Source organism: Streptomyces sp. UG1 (assembly GCF_049974585.1).
Classification (GTDB): Bacteria; Actinomycetota; Actinomycetes; order Streptomycetales; family Streptomycetaceae; genus Streptomyces.
On record NZ_JBNGGG010000037.1, the window covers coordinates 111,561 to 130,639 of the forward strand.

At 70.1% G+C, this 19,079-nt stretch carries 15 protein-coding genes, 1 tRNA gene and 1 pseudogene; 9 read left to right on the forward strand and 8 right to left on the reverse strand.

The window, feature by feature from the left end:
• Positions 1-86: 86 nt before the first annotated feature.
• The gene (locus ACP4J3_RS35495) at positions 87-1,220 is read left to right on the forward strand and encodes an acyl-CoA dehydrogenase family protein (protein ID WP_426540425.1); all 1,134 of its coding nucleotides are present in this window, start codon (positions 87-89) and stop codon (positions 1,218-1,220) included.
• A gap of 43 nt (positions 1,221-1,263) precedes the next feature.
• On the opposite strand, the gene ACP4J3_RS35500 is transcribed toward ACP4J3_RS35495, so the two are convergent.
• The 4 genes from ACP4J3_RS35500 to ACP4J3_RS35515 all read right to left on the reverse strand — a co-directional run bounded on the left by ACP4J3_RS35500 (position 1,264) and on the right by ACP4J3_RS35515 (position 5,065).
• On the reverse strand, positions 1,264-1,611 hold the full coding sequence (locus ACP4J3_RS35500; protein ID WP_426540426.1) for a rhodanese-like domain-containing protein: 348 nt from the start codon (positions 1,609-1,611) through the stop codon (positions 1,264-1,266).
• Between the two features lie 84 nt (positions 1,612-1,695).
• Positions 1,696-2,604 (reverse strand): J domain-containing protein, encoded by a 909-nt coding sequence (locus tag ACP4J3_RS35505; RefSeq protein ID WP_426540427.1) that lies wholly within the window; start codon positions 2,602-2,604, stop codon positions 1,696-1,698.
• A 506-nt stretch (positions 2,605-3,110) separates the two neighbouring features.
• Entirely contained in the window at positions 3,111-4,562 is a 1,452-nt protein-coding gene (locus tag ACP4J3_RS35510; RefSeq protein ID WP_426540428.1) for a DUF2252 domain-containing protein, read from the reverse strand.
• 140 nt (positions 4,563-4,702) lie between these two features.
• The gene (locus tag ACP4J3_RS35515) at positions 4,703-5,065 is read right to left on the reverse strand and encodes a winged helix-turn-helix transcriptional regulator (protein ID WP_426540429.1); all 363 of its coding nucleotides are present in this window, start codon (positions 5,063-5,065) and stop codon (positions 4,703-4,705) included.
• 105 nt (positions 5,066-5,170) lie between these two features.
• Between ACP4J3_RS35515 and ACP4J3_RS35520 the strand changes: the two genes are divergently transcribed.
• A complete protein-coding gene (locus ACP4J3_RS35520; protein WP_426540430.1) occupies positions 5,171-5,821 on the forward strand; it encodes an FMN-dependent NADH-azoreductase in 651 nt (216 codons plus the stop codon).
• Between the two features lie 240 nt (positions 5,822-6,061).
• On the opposite strand, the gene ACP4J3_RS35525 is transcribed toward ACP4J3_RS35520, so the two are convergent.
• Together ACP4J3_RS35525 and ACP4J3_RS35530 are read right to left on the reverse strand one after the other, a co-directional pair.
• Complete coding sequence (locus ACP4J3_RS35525) at positions 6,062-6,205, reverse strand: hypothetical protein (RefSeq protein ID WP_426540431.1); 144 nt, start codon at positions 6,203-6,205, stop codon at positions 6,062-6,064.
• Positions 6,198-7,574 (reverse strand): glycosyltransferase 87 family protein, encoded by a 1,377-nt coding sequence (locus ACP4J3_RS35530; RefSeq protein WP_426540432.1) that lies wholly within the window; start codon positions 7,572-7,574, stop codon positions 6,198-6,200. Before ACP4J3_RS35530 ends, ACP4J3_RS35525 begins: the two co-directional genes overlap by 8 nt.
• Positions 7,575-7,756: 182 nt before the next feature.
• Between ACP4J3_RS35530 and ACP4J3_RS35535 the strand changes: the two genes are divergently transcribed.
• Complete coding sequence (locus ACP4J3_RS35535) at positions 7,757-8,119, forward strand: DUF1304 domain-containing protein (protein ID WP_426540433.1); 363 nt, start codon at positions 7,757-7,759, stop codon at positions 8,117-8,119.
• Positions 8,120-8,258: 139 nt separating this feature from the next.
• On the opposite strand, the gene ACP4J3_RS35540 is transcribed toward ACP4J3_RS35535, so the two are convergent.
• Positions 8,259-8,342, reverse strand: a tRNA-Leu gene (locus ACP4J3_RS35540).
• 482 nt (positions 8,343-8,824) lie between these two features.
• Here ACP4J3_RS35540 and ACP4J3_RS35545 point away from each other — a divergent pair.
• The 6 genes from ACP4J3_RS35545 (at position 8,825) to pknB (ending at position 16,998) form a co-directional block, all read left to right on the forward strand.
• Positions 8,825-9,694, forward strand: a complete 870-nt coding sequence (locus tag ACP4J3_RS35545) for an FhaA domain-containing protein (RefSeq protein WP_426540434.1) — start codon at positions 8,825-8,827, stop codon at positions 9,692-9,694.
• A gap of 10 nt (positions 9,695-9,704) precedes the next feature.
• Complete coding sequence (locus ACP4J3_RS35550; protein ID WP_426540435.1) at positions 9,705-10,214, forward strand: FHA domain-containing protein FhaB/FipA; 510 nt, start codon at positions 9,705-9,707, stop codon at positions 10,212-10,214.
• A 120-nt stretch (positions 10,215-10,334) separates the two neighbouring features.
• Positions 10,335-11,891, forward strand: coding sequence for a Stp1/IreP family PP2C-type Ser/Thr phosphatase (locus tag ACP4J3_RS35555; protein WP_426540436.1), 1,557 nt, complete (start codon positions 10,335-10,337; stop codon positions 11,889-11,891).
• 27 nt (positions 11,892-11,918) lie between these two features.
• Positions 11,919-13,367, forward strand: a complete 1,449-nt coding sequence (locus ACP4J3_RS35560; RefSeq protein ID WP_426540437.1) for an FtsW/RodA/SpoVE family cell cycle protein — start codon at positions 11,919-11,921, stop codon at positions 13,365-13,367.
• A complete protein-coding gene (locus ACP4J3_RS35565) occupies positions 13,364-14,842 on the forward strand; it encodes a peptidoglycan D,D-transpeptidase FtsI family protein (RefSeq protein ID WP_426540438.1) in 1,479 nt (492 codons plus the stop codon). The genes ACP4J3_RS35560 and ACP4J3_RS35565 overlap by 4 nt, the downstream gene beginning before the upstream one ends.
• 170 nt (positions 14,843-15,012) lie before the next feature.
• Positions 15,013-16,998 carry a Stk1 family PASTA domain-containing Ser/Thr kinase gene (pknB, locus tag ACP4J3_RS35570; RefSeq protein WP_426540439.1) on the forward strand — a complete coding sequence of 662 codons (1,986 nt, stop codon included), beginning with the start codon at positions 15,013-15,015 and terminating at the stop codon, positions 16,996-16,998.
• A 9-nt stretch (positions 16,999-17,007) separates the two neighbouring features.
• Here the strand turns inward: pknB and ACP4J3_RS35575 are convergent.
• Positions 17,008-17,821: pseudogene (locus ACP4J3_RS35575) on the reverse strand (IS5 family transposase).
• Between the last annotated feature and the right edge of the window lie 1,258 nt (positions 17,822-19,079).

Consider the following 19,079-nt stretch of genomic DNA (forward strand, 5'->3'; position numbering starts at 1 on the left):
ACCCGCACACGCGGCATTCCCTTCTTCTAGAACCTGTTCTATCTTGACGCACCGTCAGATCGCCGTGCGTGTGGAAGGGCAGGACCGTGGACTTCACCTTCACCGAGGAGCAGCAGGCGGCGGCCGAGGCGGCGCGCGGGGTGTTCGCCGGGGTCGCGCCGGACGCCGTGCCCTCTCCCGCGCTCACCCCGGGCGCCGTCGCCGACACGTTCGACCGCCCGCTGTGGCACCGCCTCGCGGACGCGGACCTGCTGAGCCTGCTGCTCGCCCAGGAGTACGGCGGCGCGGGCCTCGACGCCGTCGCGCTGTGCCTGGTGCTGCGCGAGTCGGCGAAGGTACTGGCCCGGGTGCCGCTGCTGGAGAGCTGCGCCGCGGCGGCGGCCGTCCAGGCGTACGGCGGCCCCGAGCTGAAGGCCGGGCTGCTGGCGCGGGCGGGGCGCGGGGAGGCCGTGCTGACCGTTGGCGCGCACGGCCGCACCGGCCACGACCCGGCGGAGCTGGCGGTGACCGCTCGGCAGGACGGTCCGGGGTGGGTGCTGGACGGGGTGCAGACCACGGTTCCTTGGGTCTACGACGCCGATCTCGTCGTCGTGCCGGCCCGTACGGCCGCCGACCTGACCGTCCTCGCCCTTGTGCCGCGCGGTGCCGAGGGAGTCTCGCTCGCCGAGCAGTTCTCGACCAGCGGGGAGAGGCTGGGGGAGCTGCGGCTGGAGTCGGTGCGACTCGCGGCGCGGGACGTCATCGACGCCGAGGGGGCGTGGGAGTGGCTGCGGGAGCTGCTGGCCACGGGGACGTGTGCGCTGGCGCTCGGGCTGGGGGAGCGGGTGCTGGGGATGACGTCCGAGTACGCGAGCAAGCGGGAACAGTTCGGGCATCCGATCGCCACGTTCCAGGCGGTCGCCGTGCAGTGCGCCGACCGGTACATCGACCTGCGCGCGATGGAGGCCACGCTGTGGCAGGCCGCGTGGCGGATCGCCTCGGGGGCGCCGGGGGCGCTGCCCGCCTCCGGGGACGTGGCCGTGGCCAAGATCTGGGCCTCGGAGGGCGTACGGCGGATCGTGCAGAGCGCCCAGCATCTGCACGGCGGCTTCGGCGCCGACGTCGACTATCCGCTGCACCGGTACCACGCCTGGGCCAAGCACCTGGAACTGGCGCTCGGCCCGGCGGCGGCGCACGAGGAGGCGCTGGGGGATCTGCTGGCGGCGCATCCACTGGCGTGACCGGCGCGCGGTGCCGCTACAGCCGCTACGGCCGCTACGGCCGCTACAGCACGTACCCGGGCTGACCCTCGTCGTTCACCACGGGACGTCCGGCCGCCGCCCACACCTGCATGCCGCCGTCGACGTTCACGGCGTCGACGCCCTGCTGGACGAGGTACATCGCGACCTGCGCCGAGCGGCCGCCGGAGCGGCAGATCACATGGACGCGGGCGTCCTGCGGGGCGGCCTCGGTCAGCTCGCCGTAGCGGGCCACGAACTCGCTGATCGGGATGTGCAGCGCGCCCGCGGCGTGGCCGGCCTGCCATTCGTCGTCCTCGCGGACGTCCAGGAGGAAGTCGTCGTCCTTGAGGTCGGTGACCTCGACTGTGGGTACGGCGGATCCGAAGTTCATGACTTCGACGCTACCTGACGCTGCGCCGGCGGGCGCTGGGCTCCTGAGGGGGACGGTGGGCACATCGAAACGGCCGCGCGCCCCTCAAGGGCGTTGCAGTGCGGCCAGTTCTGCTTCCCGCTCCGCAACCTGGGCCAGGAGCTGCTCGGCGATCTCGTCCAGGAGGCGGTCGGGGTCATCGGGGGCGAGCCGCAGCATCGCGCCGATCGCGCTCTCCTCCAGGTCCTTGGCGACCAGGGTGAGCATCTCCTTGCGCTGGGCAAGCCACTCCAGGCGGGCGTACAGCTCCTCGCTGGGGGTCGGGCCCTGCTCCTTGGGCGCCGGTCCCGCGGCCCACTCCTCGGCCAGCTCCCGCAGCAGCGCCTCGTCGCCACGGGCGTAAGCCGCGTTGACGCGGGTGATGAACTCCTCGCGCCGGGCACGCTCGGCGTCCTCCTGGGCGAGGTCCGGGTGCGCCTTGCGGGCCAGCTCGCGGTAGAGCTTGCGCGCCTCGTCGCTGGGGCGCACCCGCTGCGGGGGCCGCACCGGCTGGTCCGTGAGCATGGCCGCGGCCTCCGGGAACAGCCCCTCGCCGTCCATCCAGCCGTGGAACAGCTCCTCGACGCCGGGCATCGGCAGCACCCGGGCGCGTGCCTCGTCGGCCTTGCGGATGTCCTCGGGGTCGCCGGTGCGGGCGGCGACCGCCTCGGCGATACGGGCGTCCAGCTCGTCGAGGCGGGCGTACATCGGGCCGAGCTTCTGGTGGTGCAGCCGGGAGAAGTTCTCCACCTCGACGCGGAAGGTCTCCACCGCGATCTCGTACTCGATCAACGCCTGCTCGGCGGCCCGCACGGCCCGCTCCAGCCGCTCCTCCGGCCGCTCCGCCGCCGCGTCCTCGGCCGTCACCTTCGCCTCACCACCCTGCTCAGCTCCACCGACGGGCACCTCGGCACCGCCCGGCGCCCCCGCACCAGCGGGCCCGGCCTGGGACTGCTCAGCTTCCGGCGTCATCACCCGCCCAGCGTAGGCCACGGCGGGCCCAGCCCTTCGAACGCGCCGGTTCGATGCGAGATGGGGGGTGCTCTGCGGCCCGGGGCGGGCTGAGGAGCCCCGGCCGGGCGCGGGCTGGGGTCCGGTCGGGGGTGGGCTGGGGTTCAGCCCGGCGCGAGCTGCGGGTCCGGTCGGGGGGCGGGCTGCGGGTCCGGCCGGGCGCGGGCTGCGGGTCCAGCCCGGCGCGAGCTACGAGTCCGGTCGGGGGCGGCGGGCTCCGGGTCCAGGCCCGCGCGAGCTGCGGGTTCGGTCCGGGGGCGGGCTTCGAGTCCAGTCGGACGCGAGCTACGAGCCCGGTCGGAAGCGGCGGGCTCCGGGTCCAGCCCCACGCGGGCTACAGGCCCAGCCCGGCGCGAGCTACGAGTCCCGTCCGGCGCGAGCTACGAGCCAGCCCAGGACCGGACCGGGGCTACGAGTCGGCCCAAGAGCCGGCCTGCCCACGAGCGCCGCTCCATAACCGCCCCGCCCCCTCACACCCCCAGCTCCGCCGCGATCCGCCCCGACCGCACCGCCGACAGCAACGCGGCGTGGTCCGCCTCGGTGCGGTCGGCGTAGGTGACGGCGAACGTGGCGATCGCCTCGTCCAGTTCCTCGTTCTTGCCGCAGTAGCCGGCGACCAGGCGGGGGTCGGCGCTGTGGGAGTGGGCGCGGGCCAGGAGGGCGCCGGTCATGCGGGCGTAGTCGTCTATCTGGTCGGCGGCCAGCGCGGCCGGGTCGACGCTGCCCTTGCGGTTGCGGAACTGGCGTACCTGGAAGGGCAGCCCGTCGACGGTCGTCCAGCCCAGCAGGATGTCGCTGACGACCTGCATGCGCTTCTGGCCGAGGACCACCCGCCGCCCCTCGTGGTCCGCCTCCGGAGCCTGGAAACCGGCCGTCACCAGATGCGGGACCAGGGCCGAGGGGCGGGCCTCCTTCACCTGCAGGACCAGCGGCTCGCCGCGGTGGTCCAGGAGCAGGACCACGTAGGAGCGGGTGCCCACACTGCCCGTGCCGACCACGCGGAACGCCACGTCGTGCACCGCGTGGCGGGCGAGGAGGGGCAGGCGGTCCTCGGAGAGCGTGGTGAGGTAGCTCTCCAGCGACGCCGCCACCGCCGCGGCCTCCTCGTCCGGCACCCGGCGCAGCACCGGCGGCGCGTCGACGAACATACGGCCGCCGTCCTCCGTCAGCGCCGTCGACTTCGCCGCGAAGCGCCCACTGGTGTTGGCCCGCGCCTTCTCCGCGACCCGCTCCAGCGTGCCGAGCAGGTCATGGGCGTCGGTGTGGGAGACCAGCTCCTCGTCCGCGATCGCGTTCCACGCATCCAGCACCGGGAGCTTGGCCAGCAGCCGCATGGTGCGCCGGTAGGCACCGACCGTGTCGTACGCCGCCTTGCGGCACTTGTCCTCGTCCGCACCCGCCTCCCGTCCCGCGAGCACCATCGAGGTGGCGAGGCGCTTGAGGTCCCACTCCCAGGGGCCGGACAGCGTCTCGTCGAAGTCGTTCAGATCGATGACCAGGCCGCCGCGCGCGTCGCCGTACAGGCCGAAGTTCGCCGCGTGCGCGTCGCCGCAGATCTGGGCGCGGATCCGGGTCATGGGGGTGCGGGCGAGGTCGTACGCCATCAGTCCCGCCGAGCCGCGCAGGAACGCGAAGGGCGTCGCCGCCATCCGGCCGACCCGGATCGGGGTGAGCCCGGGGAGCCGGCCGGCGTTGGACTCCTCGACGGCGGCCACCGCGTCGGGACGGCCGGCGTCGAGATCGAGCACCGAGTGCTGGGCGCGCGGCACCCGCCTGCGCAGCGCCTTGCCCTCCTCCCTCGGCGCCCCACCGCCGGGCCACTCGGCGAAGCCGCGCACTCGGGGCAGCCGCCGCCGCACCGACCCCGACGACTCCGCCTCCGCGGCCGCCTCCGCCGTAGCCCCCGCACCGACCTCGGTCATACCGACCGCCTCCCCCGCACCCGCACGAACCTCGTCACGAACATCAACTCGTGCCGACGTTACAACCGGTGGCCGAAACGCGTCAGACCCTGTGGACAACTCCACGGCTGTGGAAAACCTGCGGCTGCCGACTCGCCGCCTCAGCAGCCCTCGGCCCGCTCCCCGTCCGGCAGATACTTCCTCGCCCATCCGCCGAGCTCGGTGAGCGCGGGCTCGAGCGCCGCGCCCGCCTCCGTCAGCCGGTACACGACCCGCAACGGCGGGCCCTCGTACACCTCGCGTACGACGAGTCCCGCTGCCGCCAGTTCGGTGAGCCGGTCGGAGAGCATGCGCTCGCTGATGCCGGGGACGGCCCGGCGCAGGGCGACGAAGTAGGCGGGCCCCGCGGTCAGGACGGACACGATCGGGCCGGTCCAGCGCTTGCCGAGCAGTTGGAAGACGCGGTTGATCCCTTCGTCGACCCGCTTGCACGCCGCTACGTCGTGACTCTGCTCACCCGCCATGCCTCTCAGGGTACTGCGCCGCCGTATGCGGATGAAAAAAAGTAAGTGACTGTGTTATCCATAGTTGCATACGGACTTTCACTCACTGCACTTCTGGAGACCTCCATGGCAACGCTGCTGCACATCGACTCCTCGGTCTTCCCGGCCGACGCCTCGTCCTCCCGTGCCGTCACCGACGCCTTCCGCCGCACCTGGCAGGAACAGCACCCGGAGGGCACGGTGATCCACCGCGATCTCGCCATGCACCCGGTGCCGCACATCACCGCCCACGCCCACACCGCCGGCTTCTCCGATCCGGCCGCCCACTCCCCTGAGCAGGCCGCCGCCTTCGCCGAGCGGGTGCGGCTGATCGAGGAGCTGGAGAGCGCGGACGCGGTGCTGATCGGCGCCCCGATGTACAACCTGACGATCCCGTCGACGCTGAAGGCCTGGCTGGACAACGTGGTCCTGTTCGGCCGCACCGCGGGCAACGCCCAGTCGGTCAAGGGCACCCCGGTCACCGTCGTCGCCAGCCGCGGCGGCGCGTACGGCCCGGGCACGCCGCGCGAGGGCTACGAGTACGTGCAGAACTATCTGTCGGCGATCCTGGCCGACTTCCTCGGCGCCGACGTCGACTTCATCGTCCCGGAGCTCACCATGGCCCCGTCCAACCCGGAGATGACCGAACTGGTCCCCCTCTTCGAGGCCTCCCGCGAGCGCGCCCTCGACGAGGCCGCCGCGAAGGCGAAGCAGGTGGCCGCGCGGCTCGCGGCGTAGCGGGCATCGGGGGGGCACGCGCGCGTAGGGCCTCGCCGGGAGGGCCGGGGCGATCCGGGCCATACGCGCGCGTGACGGCCCTCGCCACGACGCCTCACCCTCGAGCCGCCGACTCCCCGCCCCCCTTGCCGCGCCACCCGACGCCGCTCGCCGGCCACCGCCTCGCCGGCCACCGAAACCCTGGACGCGCCCTCCGTCCCACCACCCGTCGAGACCGACCCAGGGCGTCCGACCCACCGGCTACTGCCCCGCCGAAGGCAGACACAGCGCCACGACCAGCCCGACCACCGCGAGCACGGTGACCCACACGAGATGCGCGTCAAGGCGCCCGTCCAGATGCGCGTTCAGGCGCTCACACCCACGTGCGTTCAGACGCTCAGACACGCTCCGACCTCCCCCACGCCGCCCGGCCGCCGCCCGTCACCAGCCGCCCCGCCTGGTCGCCGCCTGCCACCAACCGCGCCACGCGGCCACGACCCGCCACCAACCGCCCCACCCGACGTGCGGCCGTCGCCAGCTCCGCGCGCCGGAACCAGGCGGCCAGGACCAGCGGATAGACCAGGTATCCGAACCGCGTCGCCGGGATCAGGCACATCGCGAGGCCCAGCCCCAGCGCCAGCCGGTCCGCCGCCGCGACGAGGGTCCGGGGCGGCCGTACGGCCAACGACACCGCCACACCGCCCGCGGCCGCCACCAGGGCACCCATGGCGAGGACGGAGCCGCCGGGGACGTACGTGGCCAGCAGATACCCGGGCAGCGGGCTGGCCGCCGGCGAATGCACCCCGCCCTGTCCCAGCGGGAAGAGGACCACGTGCTCCATGAAGGCGTGCGGATCGGCGAGGGCCACCGGTATCACCGCCACCGCGGCCACCAGCACGGCGACGGCTCCCGCGCGTACGGCCGCCCGCCGCCCCGCCGTCACCGCCAGCAGCACCAGGCCCACCGGCAGCAGCGGCCAGGCCGTCCACTTCAGCGCGGCCGCGGCCCCCATCGCCAGCCCCGCCGCCGTACCGGACCCGCCCCGGCCGGCCAGCGCCAGCCCCAGGCACATCAGCCCGATCACCGGCAGATCGACCCCACCGACCGCCAGCGGCAACGCGACCGCGGGGAACGCCGCGAGCAGCAGGGCGGCGCCGCCCGCGCTCGGCTTCCCCTCCGGCGCAAGGGAGTTGCGTCCTGATTCCCGCGCGGCGGCCAGCATGCTCACCAGGAACGCGGCACAGAACCACACCCGCGCATCCGCGAGCGGCGTCCCCCCGAAGAGCGCGTGCGGTATCCCGAACAGCGCCATGCCGGGCAGATAGGGGTTGTAGTCCTCGACGCCGACCGGGTGCGGCAGGTACGGGCTGCCGGAGTTCAGCAGCAGACCGCCCGAGCGCTCCACGACATGCACCTCCGACTGCGCGGTCCCCGCCAGGACCATCAGCGTCAGCGGGACCACGACGGCTCCGAGCAGCGCGGCGAGCGCGCTGGGCCGGCTCCAGGGGCGCGGCGCCCGGCGGGCGAGCTGCGCGGCGGCGGCGTACCCGACGGCGGCGCAGGCGCCCCAGATCCGGTGCGGGGTGAGGGTCGTGACCAGGGCCAGCGACATCGCGAAGCCCGCGCAGGCGAGCCAGAACAGCACGTCCCGGCGCAGGCGCGGTACCCGGCGGGACGACCCACGGGCGCTTGGGCGGGGTTGCGGCCGCGCGGGGGCGAGGACCGGTCCGTCGGGCCGGACTCCGGCGACGAAGGAGAGGGAATCGGGTGGCATCGGTGGGCTCCTGAGGAAGGGGGGAGCTCCAATCTCGCGCCGAGCCCCCTGCGCCCACCTCGGCCGAACGGCCACGCTTCCCGCGCCCCGAAACCGCCGACTCAGCCAAAAGTCCGACCGCCCCCGACGCACACGTCGGCCCGCCCGAACCTCCGCTCACCCCCTACCGGCACAATCACCGCATGCATACGCTCTCTGTCGTTCTCGTCGCCCTCATGGCGCTGCTGCACGCCTACATCCTGGTTCTGGAGATGTTCCTGTGGCAGCGCGGCCCGGGCCGCCGCTTCTCCGGGTTCGACGCGGAGCTCGCCCGCACCACCGCGCCGCTGGCCGCCAACCAGGGTCTGTACAACGGCTTCCTGGCCGCGGGCCTGGTCTGGGGCCTGATCGCCGACGACCCGACCGGTTACCGGGTGCAGATCTTCTTCCTGTCCTGCATCGTCGTCGCCGGCGTCTACGGCGCGGCCACCGCCAACCGCCGCATCCTCTTCGCCCAGGCCCTGCCCGCCGCCGTGACCCTCGCCACGGTGGTCGCGGCGGGCTGAAAGCCCCTGGTGAGATAGCTCACGCGCCGGGAGCCGTCGTCCGACTCCCGGCTTGTGTGATGCCTCACAAGGATCACGGAAACGAGAAACGGGCCCCTGCGGTGACTTCTGTCACCTGCAGAGACCCGTGTCTCATGGGTGCGCGAGGGGGGAGTTGAACCCCCACGCCCTTGCGGGCACTGGAACCTGAATCCAGCGCGTCTGCCTATTCCGCCACCCGCGCATTGGGTGTGTCTTCGGGCCCTTCCCTTGCGGTGCGGCGCCTTCCGACACCAGAACATTAGCACGCCGGCCAGGGTGGGTTCACATCCCTTATCCCCAGGCAGCCGCCCACCAGCGCAGTCGACGAACGCCACCCCGCGGTGACCGATCCACGGCGCCGGCCGCTCCGTATCAACGACGACCTGTTCACGTATCAACCTCGTACCGGTACCCGGCATCTCCCCAGGAGCCGGTCGGGGACCACAGTCAGGTGCGGGACACTTGTCTGCGGCCGCCTCTACGATCCATGGCAAGACTGTGTCCCCGAGGAGTTCGAAGCAGACCTCCTCAGGGAACTTCGAGGGCGTCGACACCCGTCGACCGGGCCGACAGGGGGAACCAGCCGATTTACCGGCGCGTGGATACGATCAGTAAGCAGTACCAGGTAAGGCAGTGCCCGCCCGGCGGGACACAGGACGAAGCAGGCGACGGAGGAGGTGCCCCATGGGAGTCCTGAAGAAGTTCGAGCAGCGTCTCGAAGGTCTGGTCAACGGCACCTTCGCCAAGGTGTTCAAGTCCGAGGTCCAGCCGGTCGAGATCGCGGGAGCGCTCCAGCGCGAGTGCGACAACAACGCCACCATCTGGAACCGCGACCGCACGGTCGTCCCCAATGACTTCATCGTGGAGCTCAGCACACCGGACTACGAGCGGCTGAGCCCCTACTCCGGTCAGCTCGGCGACGAGCTCGCGGGCATGGTCCGCGACTACGCCAAGCAGCAGCGCTACACCTTCATGGGCCCGATCAAGGTCAACCTGGAGAAGGCCGACGACCTCGACACCGGCCTGTACCGGGTGCGCAGCCGCACGCTGGCCGGCTCCACCGACCAGCAGGGCCCGCAGGCCCCCTCACCCGCCGCCCCGGCCGGGCGGCCCGGCGGCGCCCAGGGCGGCTACGGCTACCCGCAGCCCGCCGCGCCCGCCGGCGCCCCGCCCATGCCGGCCGCGCCGCCGCCCGGCGGCCGCCCAGGCGGTTACGGCTACCCGCAGCCCGCGGGCGGCCGGCGTCCCCCCGCCGCACCCGCGGCAGGCGGCCGCACCCGCTACTGGATCGAGATCAACGGCACCCGCCACCAGATCTCCCGCGCCACGCTCGTGCTGGGCCGCAGCACCGACGCCGACGTGCGGATCGACGACCCCGGCGTCTCCCGCCGGCACTGCGAGATCCGGACCGGAGCGCCCTCGACGATCCAGGATCTCGGGTCCACCAACGGCATCGTGGTGGACGGGCAGCACACCACCCGCGCTACGCTCCGCGACGGCTCGCGGATCGTCGTGGGCAGCACCACCATCATTTACCGGCAAGCCGAAGGGTGAAGCGGGGGCAATGTCAGAGCTGACCCTCACGGTCATGCGGCTGGGTTTCCTGGCCGTCCTGTGGCTGTTCGTGATCGTGGCCGTGCAGGTCATCCGCAGCGACCTGTTCGGCACGCGCGTCACCCAGCGCGGATCCAGGCGGGAGGCGAACCGGCAGCAGCAGGCCGCACGGCAGGCGCCCCCGCAGCAGCGCCAGCAGTCCGGCGGCGGCCGCCAGCGCCGTAACGCCCCCTCCAAGCTGGTCGTGTCCGAGGGCACCCTCACCGGCACCACCGTCGCGCTCCAGGGCCAGACCATCACCCTGGGCCGGGCGCACGACAGCACGATCGTGCTGGACGACGACTACGCCTCCAGCCGGCATGCCAGGATCTACCCGGACCGCGACGGCCAGTGGATCGTCGAGGACCTGGGCTCCACCAACGGCACGTACCTCGACCGAACGCGGCTGACGACCCCGACGCCGATTCCGCTGGGCGCGCCGATCCGCATCGGCAAGACCGTCATCGAGCTGCGGAAGTAGTACGACAATGAGCGAGCGGAGCGAGCACGCAGCGGAGGACCGCACGACGGGCCCCGGCGCGCTCCCGACCGGAGGGTGGGCACCGTGCGGATGTACCCGGAGCCGACGGGCGAGGTGCGCATGAGTCTGTCACTGCGCTTCGCCGCCGGATCGCACAAAGGCATGATCCGGGAGGGCAACGAGGACTCCGGATACGCCGGACCCCGCCTGCTCGCCATCGCCGACGGCATGGGCGGCGCGGCCGCGGGCGAGGTCGCCTCCTCCGAGGCCATCTCCACGATCGTCGCCCTCGACGACGACATCCCCGGCTCCGACATCCTCACCTCCCTCGGCACCGCCGTACAGCGCGCCAACGACCAGTTGCGCTCGATGGTCGAGGAGGACCCGCAGCTCGAGGGCATGGGCACCACGCTCACCGCCCTGCTGTGGACCGGGCAGCGCCTCGGCCTCGTCCACGTCGGCGACTCGCGCGCGTACCTGCTGCGCGACGGCGTCCTCACGCAGATCACGCAGGACCACACCTGGGTGCAGCGCCTGGTCGACGAGGGCCGCATCACCGAGGAGGAGGCGACCACGCATCCGCAGCGGTCGCTGCTGATGCGCGCGCTGGGCAGCGGCGACCATGTCGAGCCCGACCTGTCGATCCGCGAAGTCCGCGCCGGCGACCGGTACTTGATCTGCTCCGACGGCCTCTCCGGCGTCGTGTCCCACCAGACCCTGGAGGACACCCTCGCCAGCTACCAGGGCCCCCAGGAGACCGTCCAGGAGCTCATCCAGCTCGCGCTGCGCGGCGGCGGCCCCGACAACATCACCGTGATCGTCGCGGACGTCCTCGACCTGGACACCGGCGACACCCTCGCCGGGCAGCTCTCCGACACCCCGGTCGTGGTCGGCGCGGTCGCCGAGAACCAGCAGCACCACCTGCACGACAACGGCATCATGCAGACCCCCGCCGGACGCGCCTCCGGGCTCGGCCGCCAAGTGCCCGGACAGGGCGGCGGGGGCGGCGAGTTCGGCCCGCCCGGCTCCGGCGACACCACCGGCTACGTGCCCGCGGGCAGCTTCGGCGACTACACCGACGACGACTTCGTCAAGCCCCGCAAGGGCCGCAGGTGGCTGAAGAGATCCTTCTACTCGGCCCTCGCGCTCGCCGTGCTCGGCGGCGGCCTGTACGGCGGCTGGCGCTGGACGCAGACCCAGTACTACGTCGGCGCCAACGAGGAACACGTCGCCCTGTACCGCGGGATCAGCCAGGACCTGGCCTGGGTCTCGCTGTCGAAGGTGGAGAAGGACCACCCCGAGATCGAACTCAAGTACCTGCCGCCGTACCAGAAAAAGCTCGTCGAGAACACGATCACCGAGGGCGGCCTGAAGGACGCCCAGGCGAAGATCGACGAGCTCTCGCTGCAGGCCTCCGCGTGCAAGAAGCGGGCCGAGCAGCGGGCGGCGCAGAGCGAGCAGAACGCCAAGACCGGCGAGGGCGAGGCCGGGGGCACCACGGGAACCACCCGCACCTCCCTTACGTCCAAGGCGACACCGACGCCGAATCCGTCGACGTCCCAGTCCCCGACCCCGCCGTCCACCTCCACCTCCCCGACACCGACTGCGACGCCAAGCCCCGGCCCCACTCTCTCGGAGGAAGAGCAGAAGGTCGTCTCGAACTGCGGTACGCAGTAGGCAAGCCGTGAGAGGCCCCGTCACACCATGAGCAGTACTACCAACTCGCCGACGCACCACACATCCACGATCGGCGCGATCGGTGCGCCGAGCAGGCGCAACACCGAGCTCGCGCTGCTGGTGTTCGCGGTCGTCATCCCGGTCTTCGCGTACGCCAACGTGGGGTTGGCGATCAATGACCAGGTGCCGCCCGGACTGCTGAGCTACGGTGTCGGGCTGGGCCTGCTCGCGGGCATCGGCCACCTCGCCGTCCGCAAGTTCGCACCGTACGCCGATCCCCTGATGCTGCCGCTGGCCACCCTGCTCAACGGCCTCGGCCTGGTGGTGATCTGGCGTCTGGACCAGTCGAAGAAACTGCAGGCGAGCAGCGCGTACGTCGAAGCGGCCCCGCGCCAGTTGCTGTACTCCGCGATGGGCGTCGCCCTTCTGGTGGCCGTGCTGATCTTCCTCAAGGACCACCGCGTCCTGCAGCGCTACACCTACATCTCCATGGCCGCCGCGCTGTTCCTGCTGATCCTGCCGCTCGTGCCCGGACTCGGCGCGAACATCTACGGCGCCAAGATCTGGATCAAGATCCCCGGCCTGGGCACACTCCAGCCCGGTGAGTTCGCGAAGATCGCCCTCGCGGTCTTCTTCGCCGGCTACCTCATGGTCAAGAGAGACGCCCTGGCGCTGGCCAGCCGCCGCTTCATGGGCCTGTACCTGCCGCGCGGCCGCGACCTCGGCCCGATCCTCGTCGTCTGGGTGCTCTCGATCCTCATCCTGGTCTTCGAGACCGACCTCGGTACATCCCTGCTGTTCTTCGGGATGTTCGTCATCATGCTGTACGTCGCCACCGAGCGGACGAGCTGGATCGTCTTCGGTCTGCTGATGTCCGCGGTCGGCGCCGTCGGCGTGGCGAGCTTCGAGTCACACATCCAGACACGTGTGCAGGCCTGGCTCGACCCGATGCGCGAGTACGAGCTCTCCCGCGCCGCCGTCCAGGACGGGGTCTTCCACTCCGAGCAGGCCATGCAGGCCCTGTGGGCCTTCGGCTCCGGCGGCACCCTGGGCACCGGCCTCGGCCAGGGCAACTCCGACCTCATCGGCTTCGCCGCCAACTCCGACTTCATCCTCGCCACCTTCGGCGAGGAGCTGGGCCTGGCCGGCGTCATGGCGATCCTGCTGCTCTACGGCCTGATCGTGGAGCGCGGTGTGCGCACGGCCCTCGCGGCCCGCGACCCGTTCGGCAAGCTGCTCGCCGTCGGCCTGTCCGGCGCCTTCGCCCTCCAGGTCTTCGTCGTGGCCGGCGGTGTGATGGGCCTCATCCCGCTGACCGGTATGACGCTGCCTTTCGTGGCGTACGGCGGTTCCTCCGTCATCGCCAACTGGGCCCTGATCGGCATCCTGCTGCGCATCAGCGACACCGCACGCCGCCCGGCCCCCGCCCCCGCACCCAACCCCGACGCCGAGATGACCCAGGTGGTCCGACCGTGAACAAGCCCCTGCGTCGCATCGCGATCTTCTGCGGACTCCTCGTCCTGGCCCTGCTCATCCGCGACAACTGGATCCAGTACGTCCAGGCCGACGAGCTCAGGACCCACAAGGACAACCGCCGCGTCGTCATCGAGCGTTACGCCTCCCCCCGCGGCAACATCATCGTCGACGGCAAGGCGGTCACCGGCTCGAAGGAGACCTCCGGCAGCGACTTCAAGTACAAGCGCACCTACACGGACGGCCCCATGTGGGCGCCCGTCACGGGATACGCCTCGCAGGCCTTCGGCGCCAACCAGCTCGAGTCCATCGAGGACGGCATCCTCACCGGCACCGACGACCGGCTCTTCTTCCGCAACACGCTCGACATGCTCACGGGCAAGGAGAACAAGGGCGGCAACGTCGTCACCACCCTCAACGCCGCCGCGCAGAAGGCCGCGTTCGACGGCCTGAAGAAGCAGGGCGGCAAGGGAGCCGTCGCGGCCATCGAGCCGTCCACCGGCAAGATCCTGGCACTGGCGTCCTACCCGTCGTACGACCCCTCGTCCTTCGCCGGCAACTCCACGACGACCGACACCGAGGCGTGGACGAAGCTCCAGAAGAAGAACAACCCCGACGACCCGATGCTCAACCGCGCGCTGCGCGAGGTCTACCCCCCGGGCTCCACCTTCAAGGTGCTCACCGCGGCCGCCGCACTGGAGAACGGCCTGTACACGGAGGCGGACCAGGCCACCAAGACGCCGCTGCCGTGGACCATGCCGGGCACCACGACCGTGCTGAAGAACGAGGGGAACATCCCCTGCAAGAACGCGACGCTGCGGGTCGCCCTGCAGTACTCGTGCAACACCGTCTTCGGCAAGATCGGCTCCGATCTCGGCAACGACAAGATGCTGGAGATGGCCAAGAAGTTCGGCTTCACCGAGGAGCAGTTCACGCCGATCCGCACCAGCGCGTCGGTCTTCTCCGAGGACATGGCGCCCTCTGAGGTCGCGCTGTCCTCCATCGGCCAGTTCAACACCGCCGCCACCCCGCTGCAGATGGCCATGGTCGCCTCCGCCGTCGCCAACGACGGCACCCTGATGAAGCCGTACATGGTCGACAAGCTCCAGACCAACAACCTCGACACCCTGGAGAGGACCACTCCCGAGGAGATGAGCAAGCCGCTGTCGGCGGACAACGCGCAGATCCTGCAGTCGATGATGGAGACGGTCGTCGAGGACGGCACCGGCAAGAACGCGCGGATCGACGGCGTGAAGGTGGGCGGCAAGACCGGTACCGCCCAGCACGGTGTGGAGAACAGCGAGAACCCCTACGCCTGGTTCATCTCCTACGCCAAGGGCGACGACGGCAGCTCGCCGGTCGCCGTGGCCGTGGTGATCGAGGACGACAACGCGGTCCGCGACGACATCTCAGGTGGCGGCCTCGCGGCCCCCATCGCCAAGAGCGTCATGGAGGCGGTCATCAACAGCAAGAAGTGACCCTGCTCACGTCCCCTTCACATCGGTGCACGTTGCGATACCGGTCCTGTATCGGGTTACGGGCTTGGCCAGGTCACACAAGATGAGCCGGGTACGGTATGCCCGGACGGCACACCGCCCCACCCACAAGGGTGAGGTCGGGACCGACGGAGAGGGCTGGTAGGTAGCTTATGGAAGAGCCGCGTCGCCTCGGCGGCCGGTACGAACTGGGCCAGGTGCTCGGTCGTGGTGGCATGGCGGAGGTCTACCTCGCGCATGACACCCGCCTCGGCCGCACCGTGGCGGTGAAGACGCTGCGCGCGGACCTCGCGCGCGACCCGTCCTTCCAGGCCCGGTTCCGCCGGGAGGCCCAGTCGGCCGCCTCGCTCAACCATCCCGCGATCGTGGCGGTCTACGACACGGGCGAGGACTACATCGACAACGTGTCGATCCCGTACATCGTCATGGAGTACGTAGACGGCTCGACACTCCGCGAGCTACTCCACAGCGGCCGCAAACTCCTGCCCGAGCGCGCCATGGAAATGACCATCGGCATCCTGCAGGGCCTGGAGTACGCCCACCGCAACGGCATCGTCCACCGCGACATCAAGCCCGCGAACGTCATGCTGACGCGCAACGGCCAGGTCAAGGTGATGGACTTCGGTATCGCCCGCGCGATGGGCGACTCCGGCATGACGATGACCCAGACCGCGGCCGTCATCGGCACCGCCCAGTACCTCTCGCCGGAGCAGGCGAAGGGCGAGCAGGTGGATGCCCGCTCGGACCTCTACTCGACCGGCTGTCTGCTGTACGAGCTCCTGACGGTCCGCCCGCCCTTCGTCGGCGACTCCCCGGTCGCGGTCGCGTACCAGCACGTGCGCGAGGAGGCCCAGGCCCCGTCGGTCTTCGACCCCGAGATCACGCCCGAGATGGACGCGATCGTGTTGAAGGCCCTCACCAAGGACCCCAACTACCGCTACCAGTCCGCCGACGAGATGCGCGCCGACATCGAGGCCTGCCTCGACGGCCAGCCCGTCGCCGCGACGGCCGCGATGGGTTCGGTGGGCTACGGCGGCTACCCCGACGACCAGCCGACCACGGCCCTGCGCGCCCAGGACGCCGGCGCCACGTCGATGCTGCCGCCCATGAACCCGGACGACGGCGGCTTCGGCTACGACGACCGCGTGGACCGGCGCCGCCAGAAGAAGTCCAACACCTCGACGATACTGCTGGCCGTCGCCGCCGTACTGGTCCTCGTCGGCGCGGTCCTCATCGGCAAGTGGGTGTTCGACGGGAAGAACGCGAGCAACAGCCAGGTGCCGGTGCCGAACCTGGTCGGTGAGACGCAGAACAGCGCGAAGGACCTGCTCAACAACGTCGACCTCGCGCTGGGGCAGGCCAAGAAGGAGCCGTGCGAGGACCAGCCCGCCGGCAACATCTGCAAGCAGGACCCCGAGCCCAACACCAAGGTCGACAAGAACACCACGGTCAACGTCGTGGTGTCGACCGGGGCGCCGAAGGTGTCGGTGCCGGACGTCGAGGGCCTGCAATACGACCAGGCCAAAACCCAACTCGAGGACAAGGGCTTCAACGTCGAGCAGAAGACCGAGGAGTCCGACCGCAATCCGGGCGTCGTCATCAGCCAGGACCCCAACGGCGGCACGGAGAAGGAGAAGGGCTCGACGATCACCCTCACCGTGGCCAAGGAGAAGGAGAAGGCCACGGTTCCGGATGTTCTCGGCAGGTCCTGTGACGAGGCGAAGGCACAAATGGCGGCCAACGACCTGGTCGGCACCTGCGTCGAGGTGGAGACCCAGGACCCGAACCAGGTGGGCAGGGCCATCTCGACCTCGCCGGAGGCCGGCACTGAGGCCGACAAGAACGACACGGTGACCATCCAGATCGGCAAGCAGGCCCAGCAGAAGACCCAGGTACCGAGCGTCGTGGGTCAGACGGTGGGTCAGGCCAAGCAGACTCTGGCGGCGGCCGGCTTCACCAACATCCAGTTCGCGGGCGGCAGTGACCAGAGCGACACGGCCCTTGTCGCGGCCCAAGACCCGAAGGGCAACCAGCAGGTCGACGACCCGGCGAACACCCAGATCACGCTGACCACCGTCAGTTTCGGCAACAACGGAGGCAACAACGGAGGCAACGACAACGGAGGTATTTTCGGCTAAGAGGATGTCTCACGTGGCGAGCTTCGCGAGTTTCTTGTAGCAGGTGAGGGCGGCGGCCAGGCCGAGGAAGGCGAGGAAGTGGGAGCCCTTTCGCTCGTATCGGACGGTGAGACGTCGGTAGCCGAACAGCCAGGCGATCGACCTCTCGATCTTCCAGCGGTGCCGGACGAGTCGTTCGCCGGACTCGATTCCGACCGGGCGATGCGCGGGAGCAGTCCCCGTTCACGCAGCCAAGAGAGGTGATCGGCGGAGAAGTACGCCTTATCGGCACGGAGTTTGACCGGGCGGCGCCGACGAGGTCCGCGCCGGGAGCGGATGGCGGGTATGCCGCGGATCAGCGGCTTGAGGGCGAGACTGTCGTGCATGTTCGCGCCGGACACGGCGACGGCGAGAGGGAGGCCCTGGTCCTCGGACAGCACGTGCAGCTTGCTGCCCTTCTTGCCGCGATCGACCGGGTTCGGCCCGGTCAGCGAACCTCCTTTTCGCCCGCACCGACGCGGCATCCACGATCGCAGCGGTCCAGTCGATCTCGCCCTGGGCGCCGAGCTCGTCCAGGACCGCCCGGTGCAATCGGCGCCACACCCCCACCTCGGTCCACGCTATGAACCGGTGGTGTGCCGTCGCGGGCGACACCGAACGTCTCCGGCAGATGCCGCCAGGCACACCCGCTGGTCAGCACGTACACCACCGCTGTGAACACGGCACGATCGTCCAGCGGCGCGGTCCCGCCGCCCTGCGGACGGGAGTTGAACGACGGCAGCAACGTGGCGACCAGTTCCCACAGACCGTCAGGAACCAGCCGCTGCGACAGATCGGCACTCACGAAGAGGCATCATGCCGCAGCTCGCACCATCACCACGTGAGACATCCTCTAAGGGGAGCGCCACAGACAGCCAGCAGAACTTGGCGTTTTCGCCATCCAAATAAGGCCTCGGCACCCCTGAAGGGTGCCGAGGCCTTATTTGACCAATTGCTTCAACTTGCACACATCATGCAGGTGATCATCATCACACCCTGATAAATACTCTTATCCGACATATCAAGATCAACTCACTTGCCGTGGTCAGCTCAAGAGGTTCGAATAGAGATCGACCAGTGTTCTATCCCAAACGAGGGGAAACGCAAGTGCAGTTCCGCAGGGCGAACAATTCTCACAGGTGGCGCATAACCACCTTTGCTGCAGTCGGCCTAACCTCAGCCGCAGCTGCGATGTCCCTCGCTACTCCGGCTCAGGCAGCTGACGTAAGTATCAAGCTGCGCTGTGAAGACAGGACGCGCTCCTACGTGGCCAAAGCGACTCTCTATGGCAGTGGAGCTCCTACTGCTAAGTACAGAGTATCGATCTCGGTCTATGACAGGATTGACGACACACGGGCCCCGAAGGTCAGACTCCGCTCGCTCAACCAGGACGGCTCGGTGACCAACTACCGATGGCGCACTGGGGACCAGGGACGAGCGATTCTGACTCAATGGGACACCACTCTTCAGCAGCCCAAGGGCTTGAAGGCGATCTTCCTTGAGGCGGACGTCACTCGCAACGGAGGCGACGAGCAGTACTTCTTCTGCTCGGACTATGCCCCGAAGGGGTAGAAGTACATCACCGCAGTGAGCACGAGATGAATAGCCCTTAGCGACACGACAGCCGGAGAACCTGAGGGCTGGAGTCAATCAGGTCCGTGTACTCCCATACCGTCGGTCGGCTATCGAGCCCAAGTGGGCACCTGTTCTATGAGAGCGGGTGCCCACCGGTCTGCACGAGTTCGGTGACCCGACAACCCGCAGTACATCTCGCCTTCGGAACCCTCCGCCGACTACGTCGCATTCCTGCTACGTACATCAATTGTTTCTTCGCATGCGATGACTCGTTGATCGGGTGGGGTGGGGACTCACTGCTCTGCCCCGGCCAAGCGACCTCACCACGAACGAAAGGGCAGAACATGATCAACGAATCGGCACTACTGGAGTCGAAGAGCCTGCGCGACAGCGTGCTGGAACGAACGACGTCGAGCAATGCTCAGGACCTGTGGATCGGGCTCGGGTTGGGACGCGAAGGGCGTACCTTCCCGAGTGATCGGTTGAAG